15 protein-coding genes and 3 tRNA genes are annotated in these 18,026 nt (G+C 54.3%); 11 read left to right on the top strand and 7 right to left on the bottom strand.

Features of this window, described 5'->3' with window-relative positions; all coding sequences use genetic code 11:
* Positions 1-35 precede the first annotated feature (35 nt).
* Positions 36-602 carry an elongation factor P gene (gene efp, locus ACHQGU_RS10750; RefSeq protein WP_062143947.1) on the bottom strand — a complete coding sequence of 189 codons (567 nt, stop codon included), beginning with the start codon at positions 600-602 and terminating at the stop codon, positions 36-38.
* Positions 603-757: 155 nt separating this feature from the next.
* On the opposite strand from efp, the gene ACHQGU_RS10745 reads away from it, so the two are divergent.
* Positions 758-847, top strand: a tRNA-Ser gene (locus tag ACHQGU_RS10745).
* A gap of 301 nt (positions 848-1,148) precedes the next feature.
* Here the strand turns inward: ACHQGU_RS10745 and ACHQGU_RS10740 are convergent.
* Positions 1,149-1,903, bottom strand: a protein-coding gene (locus ACHQGU_RS10740; RefSeq protein ID WP_395495017.1) for an IS5 family transposase whose coding sequence is annotated in 2 segments (ribosomal slippage) — positions 1,149-1,573 and positions 1,573-1,903 — 756 coding nt in all. Because the reading frame shifts where the segments join, the coding sequence is not laid out codon by codon here.
* 242 nt (positions 1,904-2,145) lie between these two features.
* On the opposite strand from ACHQGU_RS10740, the gene ACHQGU_RS10735 reads away from it, so the two are divergent.
* Entirely contained in the window at positions 2,146-3,861 is a 1,716-nt protein-coding gene (locus ACHQGU_RS10735) for a Hint domain-containing protein (RefSeq protein ID WP_395495016.1), read from the top strand.
* Between the two features lie 238 nt (positions 3,862-4,099).
* Entirely contained in the window at positions 4,100-5,083 is a 984-nt protein-coding gene (locus ACHQGU_RS10730) for an NAD(P)H-dependent glycerol-3-phosphate dehydrogenase (protein WP_395495015.1), read from the top strand.
* 137 nt (positions 5,084-5,220) lie between these two features.
* Here ACHQGU_RS10730 and ACHQGU_RS10725 read toward each other — a convergent pair whose 3' ends face one another.
* The gene (locus ACHQGU_RS10725) at positions 5,221-6,084 is read right to left on the bottom strand and encodes a S1/P1 nuclease (RefSeq protein WP_395495014.1); all 864 of its coding nucleotides are present in this window, start codon (positions 6,082-6,084) and stop codon (positions 5,221-5,223) included.
* 342 nt (positions 6,085-6,426) lie between these two features.
* Between ACHQGU_RS10725 and ACHQGU_RS10720 the strand changes: the two genes are divergently transcribed.
* Both ACHQGU_RS10720 and ACHQGU_RS10715 read left to right on the top strand, forming a co-directional pair.
* A complete protein-coding gene (locus tag ACHQGU_RS10720) occupies positions 6,427-8,508 on the top strand; it encodes a phosphocholine-specific phospholipase C (RefSeq protein ID WP_395495013.1) in 2,082 nt (693 codons plus the stop codon).
* 334 nt (positions 8,509-8,842) lie between these two features.
* Complete coding sequence (locus ACHQGU_RS10715) at positions 8,843-11,272, top strand: TonB-dependent receptor (RefSeq protein WP_395495012.1); 2,430 nt, start codon at positions 8,843-8,845, stop codon at positions 11,270-11,272.
* Positions 11,273-11,371: 99 nt separating this feature from the next.
* Here the strand turns inward: ACHQGU_RS10715 and ACHQGU_RS10710 are convergent, their stop codons facing one another.
* Complete coding sequence (locus ACHQGU_RS10710) at positions 11,372-12,067, bottom strand: YfdX family protein (RefSeq protein ID WP_395495011.1); 696 nt, start codon at positions 12,065-12,067, stop codon at positions 11,372-11,374.
* A gap of 246 nt (positions 12,068-12,313) precedes the next feature.
* Here ACHQGU_RS10710 and ACHQGU_RS10705 point away from each other — a divergent pair, with 246 nt between their 5' ends.
* Positions 12,314-13,453, top strand: coding sequence for a PQQ-dependent sugar dehydrogenase (locus ACHQGU_RS10705; RefSeq protein ID WP_395495010.1), 1,140 nt, complete (start codon positions 12,314-12,316; stop codon positions 13,451-13,453).
* A gap of 14 nt (positions 13,454-13,467) precedes the next feature.
* On the opposite strand, the gene ACHQGU_RS10700 is transcribed toward ACHQGU_RS10705, so the two are convergent.
* The 3 genes from ACHQGU_RS10700 to upp all read right to left on the bottom strand — a co-directional run bounded on the left by ACHQGU_RS10700 (position 13,468) and on the right by upp (position 15,419).
* Positions 13,468-13,980, bottom strand: coding sequence for a hypothetical protein (locus tag ACHQGU_RS10700; RefSeq protein ID WP_043550527.1), 513 nt, complete (start codon positions 13,978-13,980; stop codon positions 13,468-13,470).
* A gap of 108 nt (positions 13,981-14,088) precedes the next feature.
* Positions 14,089-14,763 (bottom strand): YoaK family protein, encoded by a 675-nt coding sequence (locus ACHQGU_RS10695; protein WP_395495009.1) that lies wholly within the window; start codon positions 14,761-14,763, stop codon positions 14,089-14,091.
* A 5-nt stretch (positions 14,764-14,768) separates the two neighbouring features.
* Positions 14,769-15,419 (bottom strand): uracil phosphoribosyltransferase, encoded by a 651-nt coding sequence (gene upp / locus ACHQGU_RS10690; RefSeq protein WP_062144009.1) that lies wholly within the window; start codon positions 15,417-15,419, stop codon positions 14,769-14,771.
* Between the two features lie 181 nt (positions 15,420-15,600).
* On the opposite strand from upp, the gene gpt reads away from it, so the two are divergent.
* The 5 genes from gpt to glf all read left to right on the top strand — a co-directional run bounded on the left by gpt (position 15,601) and on the right by glf (position 17,973).
* Positions 15,601-16,086: a xanthine phosphoribosyltransferase gene (gene gpt, locus ACHQGU_RS10685; protein WP_062143990.1), complete on the top strand. Its 486-nt coding sequence runs from the start codon at positions 15,601-15,603 to the stop codon at positions 16,084-16,086.
* Between the two features lie 57 nt (positions 16,087-16,143).
* Positions 16,144-16,220: transfer RNA gene (locus tag ACHQGU_RS10680), tRNA-Pro, on the top strand.
* Between the two features lie 21 nt (positions 16,221-16,241).
* Complete coding sequence (locus ACHQGU_RS10675) at positions 16,242-16,547, top strand: ETC complex I subunit (protein WP_253554401.1); 306 nt, start codon at positions 16,242-16,244, stop codon at positions 16,545-16,547.
* Between the two features lie 40 nt (positions 16,548-16,587).
* Positions 16,588-16,664 (top strand) — tRNA-Arg (locus ACHQGU_RS10670).
* A 154-nt stretch (positions 16,665-16,818) separates the two neighbouring features.
* Positions 16,819-17,973, top strand: a complete 1,155-nt coding sequence (gene glf / locus ACHQGU_RS10665; protein ID WP_395495008.1) for a UDP-galactopyranose mutase — start codon at positions 16,819-16,821, stop codon at positions 17,971-17,973.
* The last annotated feature ends 53 nt before the right edge of the window (positions 17,974-18,026 follow it).

The raw sequence follows: 18,026 nt of genomic DNA, 5'->3' as shown, positions 1-18,026 counted from the left end.
ACTATGTTTTGTCCTGTCTGGAGTAATGCGGAAGATCAGTCTTTGGCGCGTTCGACGTAAGAGCCGTCTTCAGTCCGGACGACAATGCGTTCACCGGCTTCAATGAAGGGCGGCACCATGGTCTTTACACCATTGGAGAGTTTGGCAGGCTTGTAGGAGGAGCTGGCCGTCTGGCCTTTGACCACCGGATCAGCCTCAACAACTTCCAGCGTGACCTGCGGCGGCAGATCGATCCCAACCGGGTCGCCTTCCACAAGGTGGATGTTGATGGTCATGTTGTCCTGCAGGAACGGTGCCTGATCACCCAGCAGATCGACCGGAATCATGGTCTGCTCGAACGTTTCAGGGTCCATCAGCACGAGGGATTCACCGTCGGTATAGGAATACAGGTATTCCTTGTCCTCGGTCATCAGGCGCTCGACACTGTCAGCTGTACGCCAGCGTTCGTTGGTTTTGTTGCCCGTCTTGAGGTCGCGCATTTCCACCTGAATGAAAGCGCCGCCCTTGCCGGGGGTAATGATCTGCTGTTTGAGCACCGTCCAGCGACGGCCATCATGCTCGATGACCTGTCCGGCCCGGATCAGGTTCGCCTGCTGTTTCATAACTCGTCCCTGAATGGATGGATGTAAGGACCGGGCTTTTACAACTCCAAACGCCTTAGAGCAAGCCGAGCGAAGACAAACAACCCCGACAAAAGCCATTTTCACCCGCTGGACAGGCAACGCGAGCATAGTTATAAGGCTTTCAATCTGATGCAGGAAGGGTGGCCGAGTGGTTGAAGGCTCCAGTCTTGAAAACTGGCGTGCGGGTAACCGTACCGTGGGTTCGAATCCCACCCCTTCCGCCATCAGTAAAAAAATCCCATTAAAAATAAAAATTGTAGATGCCTAATCTGCACGTATTGATGCTGTGTTGGGAGATGCTGAGCTGGCTTTGTTTTTAAAGAGTATAGAGGGTGCTCTGTTCTGTAGGACTTTTGGGCCTCATGATCTCGCATGGTCGAACGATTTCTATATTTCAGTCTATGAGAAACTAATCGGTATTTTCTAGATATTTTTGAATATAGCGTTGAGTATGAGTTCGAAATTTCTATCTTGGAAATTTGGCGGTCCGATTGTGTGAATAGCCCTACTGGTTAGGGTGTGTCGTCAGTTAATTCCGATGATGGTGGAGACGAGTTGCGCTGCTGCGAAGAATGTTGACTTCAACTTGTCGTAGCGCGTTGCAATGCCTCTGAACTGCTTCAGCCTGGCGAAGAAGCGTTCAATGATGTTTCTGTTTTTGTAGAGTTGGGAGCTTATTTTCCGTGGATCGCGTCGGTTTTTCCTTGAAGGGATAACCGGTGTGATCTGCCGCTTTTCGAGCTTTTCGATAAGCGGATCAGCGTCATAAGCCTTGTCGGCGATAAAGGTTGTAGGGTCGACTTCATCCAGCAGGCGGTCTGCTTCCGTGATGTCCGCTCTCTTCCCGGGCGTCAGGGGCAGGGCGACCGCCTTTCCTGCGGCATCGACAATGGCGTGAATTTTCGAGGTCAGTCCGCCACGGGACCGCCCTATGGCCTGATCCGCGCCCCTTTTTTACGGGCACCCGCACTGTGCTGGTGAACCCGGACAATCGTGCTGTCGATCATCATATATCCGTTGTCACGATCGGCGGCCAGATGCCGGAAAACCTGCTCAATGACACCGCTTTCGCACCAGCGGCGCAGACGTCTGTGAACATTCTTCCCATCCCCGAACTGCGCTGGCAGGTCACGCCAGGGAATGCCTGCGCGGTAGCGATACAGCACCGCTTCCACAAACAAACGGTTATCGGCGGACGCTCCGCCGACATGGCCTTCACGACCCGGGAGAAGATCTTTTATCCGTTCCCACTGCCTCTCACTCAGGCCATATCGTCGCATTCATTCTCCCCCTGAAAACAGAGAGAAAACATCACAGATCAAACGGGAGTACAAGCCTCATAGCGCCAGATGCTAACTGACGACACGCCCTAGTATCGATCTCGAGCGATTAACTTTTATTAACCAATAATGTTTTTCTTGCCTTAACGTTTAAGGAAGGTTAATATGTTCATAGGTTTTTAACATTAGGCGATTGCAAGAAGCTTGCTATCGCCCAGTAAATTTCAAAAGGAAACTCAGCAATGGCAGAGTCAGTCGTTTTCAAACCAAGCGGTGGTTCAAATACTGTGCTCGCACCGACTGATGGTGTGATCACAATTTCTACGTCTGGGTCAATTGTTGCCGCAGCGTATTATGATGGTTTTCCTCTGCCGGACACATCATCAGCGACTACTACCAACGTAATAATTACCAATAATGCAGCCGTTTCTGCTACTGGCTGGAATATCGGTCAAACTGGAAGCTCTGCTATTGTCACCGTTGATAGTGGCGCTTCTTTGACGCTTGATAACTCTGATAAAATAGCACCTAACTCTCATGTTGTTGTTGGTAACGGTGGCACCTTGATTCTCGGTGGTTACGCTACGACGACATCTGATCTAATCCAGTTTGATGGATCTGGCGGCACTATTGAAATTGCGGCTGGCACGACCCCGAGTATCATTCAATACATCACAAACATTACAGAGAATGATACCATCATTATTGATGGTCTTAATGCTAATGGTTATACTTATGTTGATGGAGTCTATACTCTTACTAGCAATGGCACTGCTATTTCCGGGACGTCTTCTTTTCAGCTACCTGCCGCAAATGAAGGGACCACTTTTACGGTTAGTACCGTAACGGTTGATAACGGCAACGGCACTACCACGACCAAAACAGTTCTTAACGCTCAAGACGTTGTCTGCTTTCTTCCCGGCAGCATGATTCTTACGACTGAAGGTGATGTTGCTGTTGAGAACCTCCAGATCGGTGACGACGTTGTTGCTTTTGACTGGAAGACCGGGGAAAAAACCGTACGTCCCGTAATCTGGATCGGTAAGTCGCATGCCACAGTTCAGCCGCACTTGGCGGATGACGAAGCAGCCTACCCAGTGCGCGTTCTGAAAAACGCGGTTGCAGAAGGTGTGCCTTACAAGGACATGCTGATTACACCTGAACATTGCCTCTTCTTTGAAGGTAAGTTTGTTCCGGTGCGTATGTTGGTGAATGGAAGTTCCATTTTCTACGACAAATCCATCATGTCCTATGATTACTATCATCTGGAAACGGCGGAGCACTCTGTTATTGTTGCCGATGGTATGCTGACGGAAAGCTATCTGGATACAGGTAACCGTCGTTCCTTCCGCCAGGAAGGTAAGGTTGCGAGCATTGGTGGTCGCGCTAAGACATGGGAAGCTGATGCCGGTGCAGAACTCTGCGTTGACCGTGCATTTGTGGAGCCGCTGTTCCGTAAGCTGGAAGCCCGTAAGAGCAGCATTACGGAAGGTCTGCAGAATGCGGACGTCGTAGCGCTGACGAATGATGCAAATCTGCATCTGGTTACGGAAACGGGAGCTGTTATCCGCCCGGTTCGTCGTGATGGCCAGCGTTACAACTTTATGCTGCCTGCCAATGTGGCATCTGTTCGCATTGTTTCTCGCGCCAGCCGTCCGGCTGATGTGATCGGCCCGTTTGTTGATGACCGTCGTCAGATGGGTGTGGCTGTGGGTAGCGTTACGTTTGTAACGGCTGCACGCCAGGAAAACATTGTGGCGCATCTGGCAGAAGCCAAGCCGGAAGGCTGGCATGCTGACATGAGCCAGGCTGATGTTGCCTGGACCACCGGCAATGCAGTTCTGCCTCTCTCTGGTCTTACGGAAGGCAATATGGGGCTGCTGAGCCTTAATATCCTGTCTGCTGGCCCGTATGTTGAAGAAGCACAGAAGGAAGACGCTCAGGTTCTGAGCGCCTGATCTCTTCTTAATTCTGCAGGTTATGATGCAGGCCCTGTTCCGAAAGGAGCAGGGCCTGTTTTCATTTCATAGATCTGCCTGATGCGGTGTGAATAGCAATCGGCTTGAATGTGTTAGTTCTTGCGTCAGTTGGAACGCTCATGTCGGTAAAGCGAATTTGTTCTGAAATTTTTATGGGCATCTGTGCTTTCTGGTGAGGGAAAGTATGAAGGGTACCTTTATTCAGGGAAGGCTGAGAATGAAGCGCATCGCAGTGATCGGGGCAGGGGCTTGGGGAACGGCGTTGGCGTTGCATGCAGCCCGAGCAGGGGCGGATGTTCATCTCTGGGCGCGTAATCCGAGTGCGCAGCTTGCGAATGGTGCAATGCCTCGCCTGAGCGCATTTCCGCTGCCCGCAACCATAAAAGTGACAGACGAATTTTTGCCGCAGGCGGACATGACGCTCGTGGCTGTGCCGATGAAGCATCTGGCTTCCGTGCTGGCACAGCTTGAAACGACGTCGCCTCTCGTTCTGTGCTGCAAAGGGGTGAAGCCCGACAGTCTGCACTTTCCGCTGGATATTCTGGGCGCCATCAGGCCGGGTCATGCGGGGGCTGTTCTTTCGGGGCCTAATTTTGCGCATGAAGTTGCGGCCGGGTTGCCTGCTGCTGCTGTTATTGCGGCCAGAGAGGATGGTCTGGCGCGTTCTCTCGCCGACATGCTCGGGACCCCGGCTTTCCGGCTTTACGACAGTACGGACACCATCGGGGTGCAGCTTGGTGGCGCGGCCAAGAATGTCATCGCCATTGCTGCGGGCGTGACGATTGGTGCAGGGCTCGGGGAAAATGCGCGTGCCGCTCTGGTAACGCGGGGGCTGGCGGAAATTAGTCGCCTTGCGCTGGCGCTTGGGGGCGAGGCGGCGACTGTGTCGGGCCTGTCCGGGATGGGCGACCTTCTTTTAACATGCACTGGCACGTCCTCACGCAATTTCCGTGTGGGTCGGGCGTTGGGGGAAGGTCTGCCGCCTGCGGAGGCGGAGGCTGCTGCGGGTGGAGTGGCAGAAGGTGTGGCGACGTCACAGGCGCTGACTGAACTGGCGCGGCGCTCTCAGGTGAGTGTGCCAGTCATGGATGCTGTCGCTGCGATCGTCACAGGACGAGTGCTTTTAAAAGATGTCATTGAGCAGCTGCTGGCGCGGCCTTTGGGGCCGGAAATTAAAATGCCGAACGCTTTTTCTCGGTAGAGTGATTTTTTAAAACCACTGATTAAATCGATATTTTTTTGTGGATAATTCAAGGGGTTTTCTGCGCCAGCATCGCCCGTCCTGCGGGTATGCTGGTGTGGGACTGACGCCCTGCGGTCAAAGCGTCAGCGTTCCATTTATTTTGAGATCTGCACGTCAGCCAATGCGGTATTGAGCAGATAAGCCAGACGGACGCCAGCCTTCATGAGTTGCTGTGTCACAACGGTCTGGGCTGCGGCATCATAGCCGGCAGGGAGTTCAACCGGCGCACTGTCCTGGTTGCAACCCGCTTTTACGCTGGTCAGGTGGTAGGCGTAGTCCCGGGCCAGGCCGAAGCTTTCCTGCGCCCAGTCTGAGGGTGTGCCTTGTTGCCATGCCTGTTTGTCATCGTACGTAATGTGCATGAACAGCGTGTCGGACAGGCTTTTGGGATTGGGGTCCAGTTCAGAGACCACCGCCGTATCCCAATAGGAATGCAGGTTGGTTGTGCGTGGGCCGCCCAGTGCGAGCCGCACACAGTTGCCGCCTTTGTCATGATTATCTGCGGCATGGAGCGGCTGATGCAGATCCCCGACAAAATGCACCAGATATTTCAGCGCCAGAATGCGCTCAGCTGGCGTTGTGTCGGGTGCTGCGAGTTCCTTTTCAAATTCAGGAATTTTGTTAACGACGCAGTCTTTTGCGGGGCCTGCGCTCGCAGGTCCGTTCTGGACGGGGAAGTTGTAGCAGGCCTGATGGATGTCGGGCTGGTCCAGTTCAATATCGACAAAATGCCACTCGCCCGTTTCCTTGTGCCCGCCACTGCGCCAGGCATCCGCCCAGGTGGAACGGGAGAGGAAATCAGGCTGTGTCAGTGTGTCTTTATCCTGCTTCAGAAGGAGGTCGATCTTCTGGCGGACGTCCGGGGTCAGATAATCCCACGCCAGTGCGGCGACAACCTGATGCCCTTCACGCCCCCAGGCCAGAGCCTGTGAACTTGTAGTGGCTAAACCGAGCAACATGCAGCCTGTAACAGCGAAAATATTAAAACGTGATCTCATGAAGAATACTCTCAAAAAGTCTCATTGTTTTTGAGATTATAGTTTTTTCAGAAAAATATATCTATTCGGAATTGTAATATTTTTTTACTGTGCTGCCTCCACCTGTTTTTGTTTCACGGAGCACTGTCCGCAGGCTGTGCCGATATGTGACATTATGATGAAATGTGTTGTTACGGTTGTTGTGGGCGCTGTTTCTGTTTAGGGCAGCTGTCGCTTGCCCTCACTGTTTGGAACGATTTTTAAAGAAGCGAGTGGGGCGGTCTTAAAAGACTGGTGTAAGCATTTGAAATTGAGAGGGCATGGATGTCGGTGATCGGACGCAGAGGACTTCTGAAGGGCGGAGGTGGACTTGTTACAGCGGGTCTTCTGTCCTCCATCAACCGAGCCCTGGCTATTCCGGCGGAGCGCCGGAGCGGCACGCTGGAAGATGTTGAGCACATTGTAGTGCTGATGCAGGAAAACCGGTCCTTTGATCACTATTTTGGTCACCTGAATGGGGTGCGCGGGGTCGGGGATCGTCACCCGGTCCGCTCTCCGGACGGTACGCCAGTCTGGTCACAGTGGCGGGCAAAGCCTGAGCAGGGGAGAGTTCTGCCCTTCCAGCTGCGCACGCATGTCACAAGCGCGCAATGCGTTCTGGATCTCGACCACAACTGGGCGCCCACACATGCGGCCATCAATGCCGGATGGAACGACCAGTGGCCCCGGCACAAGACAGACATGACAATGGGGTACTACACGCGCGAGGATATTCCCTACCATTACGCGCTGGCCGATGCATTTACGGTCTGTGACCATTATTTCTGCTCTACCCCCACCCAAACGCATCCGAACCGCTTTTATCTGATGACCGGAACAGTCGATGGGGAAGGTGTGGGCGGCGGCCCCGTTCTGGATAATGTGGACTGGGTTGATCGTGCGTTTTACCCGCAGGTTCCCGGTCCGTTTAACTGGACCACCTACCCGGAACGGCTGGAAGCGGCGGGGGTGAGCTGGCAGGTTTACCAGCAGGGTCTTTCTCCGTCCGATGTGGAAAACGGCAATTTTGGCACGAATGTGCTGCTGAATTTCCGGAACTATGTTGATGCCCCTGAAGGCTCTCCGCTGTTCCAGCGGGCGATGACAAAGCGCACGCTGGATACGCTGAAGCAGGATGTTCTGGCGGATCGTTTGCCTCAGGTCTCCTGGTTGCTGCCGCCAGCCGCGTATTCCGAGCATCCCCGTTGGACCCCCGGTTATGGGGCAACGTATATCGCCCGGGTGCTGAATGCGCTGACGGCCAACCCGGACGTGTGGGCAAAAACCGTTCTGCTGGTCATGTATGACGAAAATGACGGCTATTTTGACCATATGCCGCCACCGCAGCCGCCCACTCCCGTTCTGCCCGGCAAGAGCACTGTGGATACGCGGGGCGAGATTCATGACCGTATCACGCCCTATGAGCCGAAGCGGTATAAGGCTGATCTGCTGCCTTACGGACTTGGGCCACGTGTTCCCATGCTGGCTTTGTCTCCGTGGAGTGCGGGTGGGTTTGTGTGTTCAGAAGTGTTCGACCACACGTCTGTCTTGCGGTTTATCGAGGCCCGCTTTGGGGTGCGTGAAACCAATATTACCCCTTGGCGACGGTCTGTGTGTGGAGATCTGACCAGTGCGTTCGATTTCTCGCGCAAGCAGGGCCTGAAGGGCGGCCTTCCTGATACAGCTGATTACAAGAGCAAAACCGATCTGTCCTGCAAACTGCCGGACCCGGCTGTTCCGGCTCAAAGCAGTGTGTCTGACATTGGTGAACAGGAAAAAGGCCATCGGCCAGCGCGGCCTCTGCCTTACGTTCTGGCTGTGAACGAAGTGGACGGAGCCGCTGGCTTCTGCACGCTTCAGTTCGAGAATGAGGGCACAACGGGTGCCTGTTTCTATGTGTACCAGGAGCGGTCAGAGGAAAAACCGCGGCGCTACACGGTGGGGGCAGGGGCCTCTTTGCAGGATCAATGGTCTGTGCCGGCTGGTGAGATGCTGCGACTGATGGTGATCGGACCTAATGGGTTTGCGCGGTATTTTCATCGCAAAGGCCGTTCGGGTGTGGGGATTTCTGTTGCTGACCAGACAGAAGCCGGGGCCGTCGTCGTGACGCTGACCAACCGTACCAACCGACCGCAAACCGTGCACATGCATGATAATGCTTATGGGCTTTCGCAGCGGACTGTGGTGCTGCCAGCGCGTGGCGTCAGGCAGGAGCAGGTTATGCTGACAAAAAGTGACCATTGGTATGACCTGACGGTCTCTGTTGACGCGGAGCCGGGCATGACAAGCCGATTTGCAGGGCATGTTGAAACGGGACGGCCCAGCATTACAGACCCGGCTTTGGGTAAGCCCATTCTCCACGCATAAGGCCTCGTCCTCCCGGTGCGCCGGGAGGACGTCTGCGACACGTCAGCAGGCGAGGGAGATGTATAAAAATTAAAGAATGTCCGTTTTTTTTATGAAGAAAATTTAGAGGCGTGAGACAACATAAAAAAATAAGAAACGGAAAAATTTTCGAGAAATTCTGTATTTTTTTTGGAATCTCTGCAACGGAATTATCGTTCTGATATCGAATTGTTGCAAAAAAGCATCATGATTTTCCTTTTCGTATGCGTGTCATAAAAATTTAAAATAAAACCGATTTTACTAATGTTAAGGAGGGCTGCGCTTAACGATATTTTGAATGGAACTGTTGACCACTATGCAGAAACTTTTGGCCACTTCCGCGCTGATTGGCTTTACAACGCTCCCGTTCTCAGTGGCTTTTGCCGCTGCTGAACCTGACACGACGGAAAAGAACAGCGGGCATGTGCGCGCTGCTTCATCGTCAAAAGTTTCCACCAGCGAGCCTTCCATGATGGGCTCAACCGCACCGACAGATCAGGGGCCTGAAAAGGTCGAAGTGAAGGGTGCGCGCCACCGGCAGGTTGGCGGTGGTCTGATGGTTAAGGAAGACGCGCCCAAGTCGCGCTCCACCGTCACCGCAGAATATATTGAAAAGCAGGCCGCTGGTCTGAACCCGATGCAGCTGATTGAAATGCTGCCGGGTGTGAATACCACCTCGACAGATCCGATGGGTCTTTCCGGTGGCCATGTGACCATGCGTGGTCTGACGGAAAGCCAGATCGGGTTCACGCTCGAAGGTTTCCCGATCAACGATATCGGCAGCTACGCTGTCTATCCGCAGGAAATTGTGGACCCTGAAAACCTGCGCACCATTAACGTGGAGCAGGGTTCAGCAGATCTGGACAGCCCGCATATCAGCGCCACCGGCGGTGCTGTGAACATGTATCTGATGAACCCGAAAGATCATCTGGGCGGAAAAGTTGTTGGTTCCTACGGGAACTATAACGCCCGCCGTATTTTTGGGCGTCTGGATACCGGTTATATTGGCCATACCAACGTCAAAGGCTTTGTGTCCTTCTCCGATGCCGCTGAGCAGTCCTGGCGCGGGCCGGGTGGCCAGAACAAGCTGCATGGTGAGACCAAATGGGTGAGCGCCTGGGGTAAGGGCAACGTTATGTCCTTCTCTCTGGTGGGGAACCAGTCCACCGGCGTTCTCTTCCCGACGACCTATATGGATACTTGGCAACAGAAGGGTATTCACAATAGCTACGCCAGCAAATGGGATCCGAAGAACCCGAGCAGCAACTACTACCAGCTGCACCGGAACCCGTTCACCAACATTTACGCCAGTGCGCCTTCAACCTTTACGCTGACCGATAACCTGACCCTGACCGAAACACCGTATTTCTGGTACGGGAACGGGAACGGTGGCGGCGCCTATAGCGAAAACCTGACCAGCCAGCAGTATGGCGAGCAGAAAGTGACCGGGTCTATCGGGCCGTATAATGCGTCCAACACAAAATCTCTGATTTTGTATAATCCGTCCAACACGCAGACCTATCGCCCCGGTGCGGTGACAAAACTGTCTCTGCACACCGGTATCAACCGTCTGACCGTTGGGTACTGGTTTGAATATTCAAAGCAGCGCCAGACGGCTCCGTTCAGCCTGATTGATAACGAAACCGGCCAGCCTAATGACCTGCTGGGTGGTGGCCCGAACATGGTCTATTCCAACGGGGTGACCGCTCAGTATCGCGATACACTGACACAGACCCGTATTCATACGATGTTCATTGTGGACAGTCTGTCTCTGCTGAATAATCGCCTTACTCTTGAAGCTGGCCTGAAATATGCTGTGGTGAACCGTGACGGGCAGAATAACCTGCCGAATACGTCCACCGGGCCGTACATCAAAGGGTCCTGGCAGCAGCCGCTGCCGGCTGTGTCTATTCGTTATAAAATTAACGATGAAAACCAGATTTTTGCCTCTTCCACCACCAACTTCCGTATTCCGATGAATACGTCTTTGTATGACTCCGGGACGTATAGCACGACGCTGCATGGCTACAGCACGCAGGCCAATGCCAACATGAAGCCGGAAATCTCTATTTCCGAAGAATTTGGCTGGCGTTATCAGGGCCCGACGATCATGAGCTCTGTGTCGTACTTCCATTATAACTTTACCAACCGCCTGTATCAGCAGACGATCACAACGGATTCCGGCTATACCTACACCCGTAGTATCAATGGTGGGAACTCCCACGCTGATGGTGTGGATATGGAAATCGGCACGCGGCCTATTCTGTATCACCTGCGTCCGTATTTCTCCGCGGAATACATTAACGCCCGTACGGACAGCAATATTGCGGCCGGTGGCTCCAGTGACTTTGTGTTCAGTAAAGGCAAGTTTGCACCGCAGACGCCGAAATATCAGCTGGGCTTCAACCTGGATTATGATGATGGGCACTTCTTCGGGGGCTACAGCCTGAAATATGTCGCCAAACAGTATTCAACCTTTGTGAATGACCAGCATATCCCTGGTTATCTGACGATGAACATCAATGCGGGTTATCGTTTCAAGGATTGGGGTATCATGAAATCCCCGACCCTGCGTCTGAACCTGCGGAATATTACAGACCGTCACTATCTCGGCTTTGTGAATGGCACCGCGGCCAATGCGCTGGCAACAACTGGGATGTATGGTTCCAAGATCAAGGGCGGCAGCACGACCTATTCCATCGCCGCACCGTTTATGGTGATGGGCTCGGCGAGCGTCGACTTCTAAAAGCCTGATCTGACAGGCAGCCTTACGCACGATTGTGCGTAAGGAAACTCTGAAGGCCGGAGGGGCAGTCTGCTCCTCCGGCCTTTAGTATTAAACGGGTTAGTGGCTGGATTTTGCGGGGGCTTTACCGTTATCCGGCATTGCAGTTTCTGCAAAATCTTCTGAGACAAAAACCAGACCGTTGAGGATCTGGTCGAGGGCGGCGACGGCTTCCGGAGCCTGCTTGCCTTCAGTAAAGACCGTTGCGCGGTTCAGGGCACCCTGTGTCTGAGCCAGCGGGGTCAGCGCGATAATGAAATCGGCATCTTCTCCCATAACCTGCATGGTCTGAGCAGCCTGATCTGGCTGACCGGCTTTAAGCTGGCCATTGGCTGTCGCAACGGCGGCTTTCTTTTCCGGAGCCAGCGTTTCCGTGGCAATAAATTCACCGCCAACCGGGAGCCATGTGGTCGGAGTTGTCACCGGCATGTGGGACGGAGAAACCGGGTGCTGAGGGGCGGGCTGAAGCTGGCTTTCTGCGGCATCAAATTTCGTTTCCGCCTTGCTGGCTGCCGTCAGACGCTTCTGGGCGTCGTAAAGGGCCGGGATGGCGGCATCGGTGTTGCCAGCGGCAAGCGTTTCACGCGCCTGCACAATATCCGCCATGGCGCGCTGACCGTCGGCAGACAGGTGATGGAAGGCGCGGCCAGCCTTGAGGTTTTCCCATTTGGTATGGAGGCTTTCTGCGTGGGCCAGCATCGGAGTGGCTGTCAGAACAGCCAGGGCGGCCAGAGACGCTTTAGTATTAAGACGCATTGTTACGATCCGTTTCTTCAATATCGAAGGGCTATAATGAGGAAGACCCTTTTCCGCCCTCTATATTGGGTGGGTGGCGACGTCATACAACTCTCAGATACGGGACACAGCTCAGCGGGTTATCGTTCTACGGGGCCTCTTCATAAATGCGTCAGAACGACCTGCCGGGGCGTATTTGTTTTTGAAGATGCGGGATGGCGCGTTTACAGCAGATAAGGGACCGATTTTCGTGGCCGGGGGAAAGCGATGCAGAGACCTTTCAAAAACAGATCTGCCGGCGCACTGTTCGCGTGTGTGGTGAGTGCCGTTTCAACAGTGCTGACGTCCGGGCACGCTCTGGCCGCAGCCAAGCTCGCTGAACTACGCGTTCCGACGGGATTTCATATCGGGATTTTCTCCGCTCAGGTGCCCGGCGCACGGGAAATGGCCATTGGGGCGCAGGGCACAGTGTTTGTCGGTACAATGGGGCCGGGCGTGGTCTATGCCATTTCCACTGATCAGGCTGGCCATGCCACCAAAGTCCGGACCATTGCCCATGGGCTGGATCTGCCGGTTGGCGTGGCGTTTTACCGGGGTGATCTCTACATCTCCGATACTCAGCGCATTGTGGCTCTGCGGGACATTGAGCACCATCTGGATGCTCCGCCTGCACCGGAGGTGGTCGCGGATGCGTTGCCGTATGAGGATGGGGACCACTCCTGGAAATTTATCGCCTTTGGGCCAGATGGCAGGCTGTATGTGCCCATTGGTGCGCCCTGTAATATTTGCGATGTCGGGCATAAATTTGGTCGCCTGCTCAGCATGAAGCCGGATGGGACTGACCGACAGGACGTTGCCTTTGGTATTCGCAATACGGTGGGTTTCACATGGCAACCGGGAAACGGTGCCTTATGGTTTACCGATAACGGGCGGGATAATCTGGGAGACGATACTCCCTCGGACGAGCTGAATCGGGTTGGCCGCCCCGGAGAATCGTTTGGGTATCCATATTGCCATCAGGGCAATCTGCCTGATCCGCAATTTGGAAAGCAGCATGCCTGTAGTGAGTTCACACCGCCAGCCTTGCTTTTGGGGGCGCATGTGGCGGCTCTGGGGCTGCGCTTTTATGAGGGGACGCAGTTTCCGGCATCGTATCGGAACGCGCTGATTATTGCCGAGCACGGCTCATGGAATCGCAGTTCGCTTGCCGGGTATCAGGTTGTCACGGTGCATTTCGGGCCGGATGGAAAACCGCAGGCGCCGGACGTGCTGGTGAGCGGATTTCGGCATGGTCAGACCGCATGGGGGCGTCCGGTGGATGTGCAGCCCATGGCGGATGGGAGTGTGCTGATCAGTGATGATTTGTCCGGCACGATCTACAAACTGACTTATGGCGGGAGCCCGTAAGGATGGGCAGCGGGTTAGAGCTTGACCCGCATATGGTCGCGCAGGGCGTTGCACCGTTTGGTATATTGCGACGCCTTGGAGGCCGTGACGAAATTGATGAGAAACGCGGCTAGCAATGAGAAAAAAGACAGGACAGTCAGCAATTCGCCTGTGAAAGAGATGTCTTCATTATAGTGCAGGGCGGAATACCAGAGCAGGCCAATGCTGAGCACAGCGCCAAAAAATCCAAAGACGCCGGTGGATTTTATCAGGGAATCCTCAATGCTTTCAAAAGCTGAGGTTTCGCGCCAGAGGTCAAAAAGCCGGCGATCCACATCATCTATGGCGTTGGCATGGCTTTCTTTTTGGGCGTCCGTGCGCATGTGGGGGTTTTTGCGGTGAATATCCAGTTCCTGCCGGGCTTTGACAAAGACCCGACGCCGCTCCTTGATGGCGGGCAGGCTGATATCGACAAAACTGAGAATGGCGACGTTAAGACCCGCAGAGAGCTGCACGACAGCCTGAAAATCACCCCACGATATGCTCATACTTGGCCGCCCTGTTCCCCAGTCTTTGTCATCTGAGTGTCCTACTGAGAACGGCGTGTGGCACCAAGAGCCCGCGGGCATGTCAGCTATTCGGGAAAGCGGAGCGGGTCAGTCAAGACAGTTGGCGCGTTCTGCCCGGCTGATGTCCCAGCACAGTAAGGCGACCAGCGGCAGTGGCCACAGGAAGGGCAGGCTGCTTTTCAGGCTCAGAGCGATGGAGGCTGTTGCGGCCCCCATCAGAAAGGCCACCCATGACAGGCCGGGTAGAAAAATGGCACTGCGAGGGGGGCGCGGAACAGCGCTGCCCGGCAGGCAAGACATGAGCCATGCAGCAAAGGCCGCAGCGCATTTCAGCAGATTGCTGGTGATGACGACGGTCTGAATGGCATTGCCGGAAAAACGTGCCAGCGTCTGTCCCTGAATGGCCATGAGGGCTGGCAGTACAAGGCATTCATAACGCACCTGATTGGGTGCGCCATGAACGCTCTGTGCGATAACTAGCAGGACAGCCATTATCACAAAGCCATAGACTGGCAGAGCAATAAGTCTGAGGCAGGCTGCAAGAATGGCAGTCAGGAAAAAGACCAGAATGAGTTCTGCAACCTGCAGACCATGCGGCCAGTTTCCCGCTGCCAAAGTGGCGTCCATATGGATGGTGTTTCCGGTCATGGCGCCCGCGAACATCCCGCCCAGATCAATAAAGCTGAGCGCATTGATATAGCCCGCCAGCAGACCAAGAAGCAGAATGCGGCGAGCGGATGCCAAAACCGGAGCGGACGCCATGCGGATTAACGGGTGCTGAACAGACGGTCGCCAGCGTCCCCAAGACCGGGGCGGATATAGCCGTGTTCGTCCAGTCCGCGATCAATCGAGCACGTCAGGATGGGCACATCCGGGTGGGCTTTTTGCAGGCAGGCAATGCCTTCCGGCGTGGAGAGCAGGCAGACAAACAGCAGACGTTTGGCCCCCTGTTCCTTCAGGCGCGTCAGAGCAGCAGCAGCACTGTGGCCGGTGGCCAGCATGGGGTCCACAACAATGCAGCGGCGTGAGGCAATCTGCGTCGGCAGCTTGAGGTAATATTCCACAGCCTCAAGGCTATCGGGGTCACGATACAGGCCAATGTGCCCAACAGGCGCGAACGGCACGAGGTCCAGCATGCCATCCAGCAGACCATTGCCTGCCCGCAGAATGGAAATGAAGCAGACATCCGGGCCAGCCAGCTGTTCGCCCTGCATCGTTTCGAGCGGCGTTGTAATTTCGACCGGCTCCAGAGGGAGATCGCGCGTGGCTTCGTAGCACATCAGCAGGCTGAGTTCGCGCACCAGCCGCCGGAAACCCGCTGTAGAAGTTTCCTTGCGGCGCAGGTGGGTCAGCTTGTGCTGGATGAGCGGGTGATCAAGCACCACAGGAGGGAGGGGGGGAGGGGTTTCTAAAGTCATGGGGGAAGCATAACGATTGAAAGAAAATTCCGCCATATTCCCCGAAGCAGGAAATTTTTCTTAATGGAAATTTGCAGCGCGGCCCGGACTAGTGGCAGAAGGGCGCTGCAAGGCCCAAAAGGGGGCCTGTTGGCTGGGTCTGTCTGGCCTGTATGTTTGTTTGAAGAGGAAGTAGAGCCAGATGGCCGTAAACTACGCGACTGTCACGTGGGACCAGTTACATAGAGATGCTCGTATTCTGGCAGAGGCTCTTGTGCCCAAAATGCCGTTTAAAGGCGTGGTGGCCGTCACACGCGGTGGGTTGATCCCGGCAGCTATTATTGCGCGGGAACTGAATTGCCGTCTGGTCGAGACCATTTCCGTTGTCACTTATGATGAAGAAGAGCGCGGCAAGCCCACCATCATCAAGTCTCCTGATGCAGCGGGCGATGGCGAGGGCTTCCTTGTTATTGATGACCTGGTGGATTCTGGTGTGACAGCCCGTGTGGTGCGTGAGCGGCTGCCCAAAGCCTATTTTGCCTGTCTGTATGCCAAGCCTGCCGGAATGGATCTGACGAATCACTTTGTGGTTGAAGTGCCGCAGGATACCTGGGTTTTATTCCCGTGGGACACGGCTCCGCTGTTTGTTCCGCCGCTTGCCAGCAAGACAATGGACAAGGCTGACTGATTTTTTACCGCAATGGGCTTGCCAGCCTGCCGAATGCCGCTTAGGTTCCGCTGCATTCGGGGCGTGGCGCAGCCTGGTAGCGCGCGTGTTTTGGGTACACGAGGCCCCCGGTTCGAGTCCGGGCGCCCCGACCACATATATCTGGAGGCATCACCATGCCGGCACGGATTTATAAGCAGCCTAAAGCGGCGGGGCAGTCAGGACTGGCTGGCACGCGTGAGTGGGTTTTTGAATACGGACAAACGGCTCCAAGGCATCAGGACCCACTGATGGGCTGGACCGGGAGTCAGGATACCCAGTCTCAGCTGCGTTTGTATTTTGCCTCCTGTGAGGACGCTGTGGCTTATGCTCAGCGTGAGCAGATAGGCTACGAAGTTGAAACCCCTGTTCAGCGTATCCGTAAGCCTAAAGTCTATGCGGATAACTTCCGGTTTGACCGGATCCAGAACTGGACCCATTGATTTTCCGGATATTTCCGACTATCGGGGGGGTGCAGAGTACGCGCCCTTAGCTCAGTTGGATAGAGCAACAGCCTTCTAAGCTGTGGGTCGCTGGTTCGAATCCAGCAGGGCGCGCCAACTCTTTTTCAAAAAATACTGCCGTTCTTTCTGGCTGTTACTTGCCCAAAGCGGAGGGCAAGGGTAGGCCTGCTAAGAGAAAAAAGGCGTTTAGCGTGGCTCGACAATAGTCGCTCTGGCTGAACGCATGTTTGATTGTGTCGGGAGTCAAATTTTGAGATCATTCTGCGTTGTGGGTGCTGGTTTTAGCGGGGCGATCATTGCCCGGCATCTGGCTGAGCGTGGCCATAAGGTGACGGTTGTAGATGAACGCCCGAATCTGGGTGGGAACTGCCACACGGAGCGAGACGCAGAAACCGGCGTGATGGTCCACAAATATGGCCCTCATATTTTCCACACAGCAGACAAAAGAGCGTGGGATTACGTCCAGCGCTTCGGGAAATTTCAGCCTTACGTCAACCGCGTGAAGGCAATTTCCAAAGATCGTGTCTATACGCTGCCGGTTAACCTTCTGACGATCAATCAGTTCTTCGGGACAACCATGGGACCGAAGGAAGCGCGGGCTTTTATTGAAAATAAAGCCGACCGTTCAATTCAGGCTCCCCGCTCTTTTGAAGAGCAGGCGCTGAGCATGATTGGTCCGGAGCTCTATAAGGCCTTTTTCTACGGTTATACGCGCAAGCAGTGGGGGCTGGAGCCGACTGAACTCCCGGCGTCTATTTTGAAGCGCCTGCCGCTTCGCTTTAACTATGACGATAACTACTTCAATCATCCGTATCAGGGCATGCCGGAAGACGGCTATACGAGCATTATCCAGAATATTCTGGCTGTAGACGGGATTGATATTCGGCTGGGCTGTTCCTTTGAAAGCCTAGAAGAAAAGTACGATCACGTCTTCTACACAGGCCCGATTGATCGCTATTTCCAGTTTCGTCTCGGGCGTCTTGGCTATCGGACGCTTGATTTTGAACGGTTTGTTGATGAAGGCGATCATCAGGGTACTGCTGTTATCAACTATTGCGATGAAACGGTGCCGTTTACCCGGATTTCAGAACACAAGCATTTTGCCCCGTGGGAGCAGGAAAAATTCTCCAAAACGGTTTGTTTCCGCGAATATAGCCGTCTGGCAGATGAAGGGGATGTTCCATACTATCCCATCCGTCTGGTGAACGAAAAGAAGATGCTGGACAGCTATATTGCGCTGGCCAAATCAGAAAGTGGTGTGTCTTTCATGGGCCGCCTTGGCACCTATCGCTATCTGGATATGGATGTGACCATTACGGAAGCTCTGGCAGCCTGTGACCAGATTGATGCCCTGCTGCAAAGTGATGATAAGTCTTTGCCTTCTTTCTTTGTCGATCCTGCCTGACGGCATGAATACTCTCTTCCTTGCGTATGGGTATTTTTCTTAAGGAAGGCACT

The organism is Acetobacter sp. KSO5, assembly GCF_044094635.1.
Taxonomy (GTDB): Bacteria; Pseudomonadota; Alphaproteobacteria; order Acetobacterales; family Acetobacteraceae; genus Acetobacter; species Acetobacter cerevisiae.
This window is presented reverse-complemented; position numbering and strand designations above follow the sequence as displayed.

Bases quoted from the DNA above. Each gene is read 5' to 3' on its own strand.
- ACHQGU_RS10705 (WP_395495010.1), top strand. From the start codon at position 12,314: ATGCAGAGACCTTTCAAAAACAGATCTGCCGGCGCACTGTTCGCGTGT.
- upp (WP_062144009.1), bottom strand. From the start codon at position 15,419: ATGACTTTAGAAACCCCTCCCCCCCTCCCTCCTGTGGTGCTTGATCAC.
- ACHQGU_RS10730 (WP_395495015.1), top strand. From the start codon at position 4,100: ATGAAGCGCATCGCAGTGATCGGGGCAGGGGCTTGGGGAACGGCGTTG.
- ACHQGU_RS10695 (WP_395495009.1), bottom strand. From the start codon at position 14,763: ATGGCGTCCGCTCCGGTTTTGGCATCCGCTCGCCGCATTCTGCTTCTT.
- gpt (WP_062143990.1), top strand. From the start codon at position 15,601: ATGGCCGTAAACTACGCGACTGTCACGTGGGACCAGTTACATAGAGAT.
- ACHQGU_RS10710 (WP_395495011.1), bottom strand. From the start codon at position 12,067: ATGCGTCTTAATACTAAAGCGTCTCTGGCCGCCCTGGCTGTTCTGACA.
- ACHQGU_RS10675 (WP_253554401.1), top strand. From the start codon at position 16,242: ATGCCGGCACGGATTTATAAGCAGCCTAAAGCGGCGGGGCAGTCAGGA.
- ACHQGU_RS10715 (WP_395495012.1), top strand. From the start codon at position 8,843: ATGCAGAAACTTTTGGCCACTTCCGCGCTGATTGGCTTTACAACGCTC.
- ACHQGU_RS10725 (WP_395495014.1), bottom strand. From the start codon at position 6,084: ATGTTGCTCGGTTTAGCCACTACAAGTTCACAGGCTCTGGCCTGGGGG.
- ACHQGU_RS10735 (WP_395495016.1), top strand. From the start codon at position 2,146: ATGGCAGAGTCAGTCGTTTTCAAACCAAGCGGTGGTTCAAATACTGTG.
- ACHQGU_RS10720 (WP_395495013.1), top strand. From the start codon at position 6,427: ATGTCGGTGATCGGACGCAGAGGACTTCTGAAGGGCGGAGGTGGACTT.
- ACHQGU_RS10700 (WP_043550527.1), bottom strand. From the start codon at position 13,980: ATGAGCATATCGTGGGGTGATTTTCAGGCTGTCGTGCAGCTCTCTGCG.
- efp (WP_062143947.1), bottom strand. From the start codon at position 602: ATGAAACAGCAGGCGAACCTGATCCGGGCCGGACAGGTCATCGAGCAT.